This window comes from Paraclostridium sp. (assembly GCF_051656405.1).
GTDB lineage: Bacteria > Bacillota > Clostridia > Peptostreptococcales > Peptostreptococcaceae > Paraclostridium.
Genome location: NZ_JBOGBV010000081.1, coordinates 1 through 3,507 on the forward strand (window position 1 = coordinate 1; position 3,507 = coordinate 3,507).

At 27.8% G+C, this 3,507-nt stretch carries 4 protein-coding genes; all 4 read left to right on the forward strand.

The window, feature by feature from the left end; all coding sequences use genetic code 11:
• Nucleotides 1-159, forward strand: a 159-nt coding sequence (locus ACRDDE_RS13110; RefSeq protein WP_438627948.1) for an RNA polymerase sigma factor, incomplete at its 5' end; no start/stop codon positions are given.
• 12 nt (nt 160-171) lie between these two features.
• Complete coding sequence (locus tag ACRDDE_RS13115) at nt 172-1,032, forward strand: DUF3298 domain-containing protein (RefSeq protein WP_438627943.1); 861 nt, start codon at nt 172-174, stop codon at nt 1,030-1,032.
• Nucleotides 1,033-1,322: 290 nt separating this feature from the next.
• Nucleotides 1,323-2,861: a phosphoenolpyruvate carboxykinase (ATP) gene (locus ACRDDE_RS13120; RefSeq protein ID WP_438627945.1), complete on the forward strand. Its 1,539-nt coding sequence runs from the start codon at nt 1,323-1,325 to the stop codon at nt 2,859-2,861.
• Nucleotides 2,862-3,058: 197 nt separating this feature from the next.
• The coding region (gene hpf, locus ACRDDE_RS13125; RefSeq protein ID WP_438627946.1) for a ribosome hibernation-promoting factor, HPF/YfiA family at nt 3,059-3,507 on the forward strand (449 nt) is incomplete at its 3' end.

Sequence of the window (3,507 nt, forward strand, 5' to 3'; positions counted from 1 at the left end):
CCAGAAGAATATAGAGTTATTATAGTTTTAAGATACTTTGAAGATATGAAAATAGATGAGATAGCAAATGTACTATCACAAAATACAAATACAATAAAAACTAAACTTTATACTGGACTTAGAAGACTTAAGATAAAAATAAAAACAGAAGATTATTAAGGAGTGAAGTTTATGAAGGATATAGATAAAATAAAAAAATTAAAACAAAATTATAATGATATAAAAATACCTAAAAATTTAAATGAGGTTGTAAATGATGCTATAAATTCAAAACACAGAAATAAGATCATTAATAAAAAATTGATAGTAGCTGCAGCGTCTGTATGTGTTGTCATAGGTGCAGTTAATATGAATAAATCATTTGCACAAAGTTTAGAAGAAATACCTGTAATAGGAAGCGTAATAAAGATAATAAACTTTTCTAACTATCAAATAAAAGAAGATGGATACGAGGCATCTATAAAAGTACCAAAAATTGAAGGTTTAGACAATAAAGATTTAGAGTATAAATTAAATAAAGAATTTGAATCGGAAGGTAAAAAATTATACGATCAATATCTACAAGAAGTTAAATCTTTAAAAGATTCTAACTCGGCAGGTCATAAAGCGGCAGAATCATGGTATGAAGTTAAAACGGATACTGATAAAATACTATCTTTAGTAATATACAATTATGAGGCACAAGGATCTTCTAACACTGCAAGAAAATTCTATAATATAGACAAGAAAAATCAGGTTATATTAACATTAGAAGGTATGTTTAAAGATGACAAATATATAGATGCTATAAGCAATAATGTAAAAGAGCAAATGAAAAATCAAATGAAACAAGATGAAAATAAAATATATTGGTTAGATGATAAAGAAATGGGAGATGAAAATTTCAAGTCTATAGATAAAAATCAAGATTTTTATATCAATAAAGATGGAGAACTTGTTATTTGCTTTGATAAATACGAAGTAGCACCAGGATACATGGGATTAGTTGAATTTACCATTCCAAATGATGTTGTACATCCACTTATGAATTAGGGAGGATAATAATGGAAACGAGAGCTTATATTAGGGTTTTATTTATTATAGGGTGTATAGGACTGTTTTTAACTATATTTATGATAGTTCCTAGTTTGACTATTTAAAATTAAGGTATTAATATGTAAAGGGTCTATTAAAAAAATAGGCTCTTTTTTTATGCGAAATAATAGTTAGAAAATAAATTGTGTGAAACAATATAAAAAATACATAAAATTAGTAGACATTTTTGCAAAAAATGATATACTAATAATGTAAAAAGATACACTAATTGAAGGTGGAGGGGACGTATGTTTAGTATAAATAATATAAATGATGGATTATTTGGGAAGGTTATAGCAAATCCAACTAGAAAAGAATTAAGAGATTTAGCAAAAGATATGGAAAAAACAACAGAATTTAAAAGTGCTAGCTATATAAGTGAAGTTAGAAGTAGAAGTGCTAAAAATACTTATATAGTAGATGAAATAAAAACTGGTGTAGATCAACAAGAAATAAGTAAAGCTAAAGCTGATGAAATTGCGGCTAAAGTGTTTGAATATATAAAAGACAAAGAAATGATAAGAGTAGATAGAAAAATGGGTATGAGCGATAGGTTTTCATATAACTGTAGATTATATATATCTAAAAAATATGCAAGAATAGCTCATATGTGGAACAATACATTATTTAATCCTACTGATAGTGAAAATCCAGATTTAGTAAGTATATATGTTCCAGAATGGCCAGAAAGAATAATGTTTGCATACCCAGAAAGTGGAGTTACGTTTATACTAGGAAGTGACTACTTTGGAGAATCTAAAAAATCCTTCTTAAGAATGGCCATGTATAAGGTAAAACAAGCTGGAGGATTAGGATTCCATGCAGGTAGTAAAGTTCTTAGAGTATATGATAAAAATAAAGAATTAAAGGATGTTGGGTTCATAATGTTTGGACTAAGTGGAACAGGAAAAACAACATTAACTATACATGATCATGAATTAACTGGAGAAGAAAAAGCTATAGTAAGACAAGATGACGTTGTATTCATGGATGAAAATGGATATTGCGTAGGAACTGAAAATGGATTCTATATAAAAACTGAAGGATTAAATCCAGAACAACAAAGTGTGTTATATAAAGCAGCTACTAGTGAAAATGCAGCATTAGAGAATATTAAAGTTTATGAAGATGGAAACGTAGATTTTTATGATACAAGTTTAACTTCAAATGGTAGAGGAGTTATATTAAGAGAAGAAATAGATACAACAGATGATACCGTTGATTTAGAAAAGGCAAATAAGATAATATTTATAACTAGAAGAAAAGATGTAGTACCGCCTGTAGTTAAGTTAGACCCAAAACAAGCTTTAGATACATTTATGTTAGGAGAGTCTATAGAAACTTCAGCAGGGGATCCAACAAAAGCGGGACAATCAAAAAGATGCGTTGGAACAAATCCATTTATAATGGGACCTGAAATAGAAGAAGGTATAAAACTTAGAGAAATATTACAAAACAACCCTGATATGGAATGTTTCATATTAAATACAGGAAGCGTTGGAGCTAAAGAAAATTTTGATGGTGAAAAATTAACTATCAAAGTATCTACTACTATAATGAAAGAAATAGCAAGAGATAATATAAACTGGGTAGAAGATGAAGAATGGGGTTATATGGTTCCTTCAAAAGTAGATGGAATAGATATAAATAAATATAATCCAAGAAATTATTACACTAAAGAAGAATATGATAAAATTGCAAATAAATTAAAATTAGAGAGAAAAGTGTGGTTAGCTAAGTACGAAGGGTCTCCAGAGGAAAAAATAGCTGCTACTGTTTCAATATAATAAAGAAAGAGCTATCTTAAAAAGATAGCTCTTTTATATTTGGTAAAATACCCCACAATTAATATTATACCACGAAAAAAATATAAAATATAGAATGGAAATTTGGAAGAAGTTGCTATAGAATTAAGGTAAGTTAAATATAAAACCTTACCAAAGATTAAGTATTTAACAATTGTTTATACAAGGAGGTACTACTTATGAATATAAGAGTAATCGGTAAAAATATAAATCCAACAGAAAGCATCAACGCTAAGATTGAGAGTAAGATGGAGAAATTACAACAGTACCTAAACGTAGATACAGATGTAAAAGTTACTATAAGCGCTGAAAAAGAAAAACAAACAGTTGAAGTAACTGTATTACCAATAAAAGGACCTATAATAAGAGCAGAAGAAGGACAAAAAGATTTATACTCAGCTATAGATGGAGTTTATGATAAGTTATATAAACAACTTAGAAAGTACAAAACTAGATCAAAAAATAGAAAAAATAGCCATCAAAGTATAAGATTTGAAAACATAGAAGATTATAATTTTGAAAGTAATATAGATGAAAAAGATATTCACATAGAAAGAGTTAAAAAGTTTTCAATAAAACCTATGAGCAGTGAAGAAGCAATACTTCAAATGGAATTGCTAGGACATGA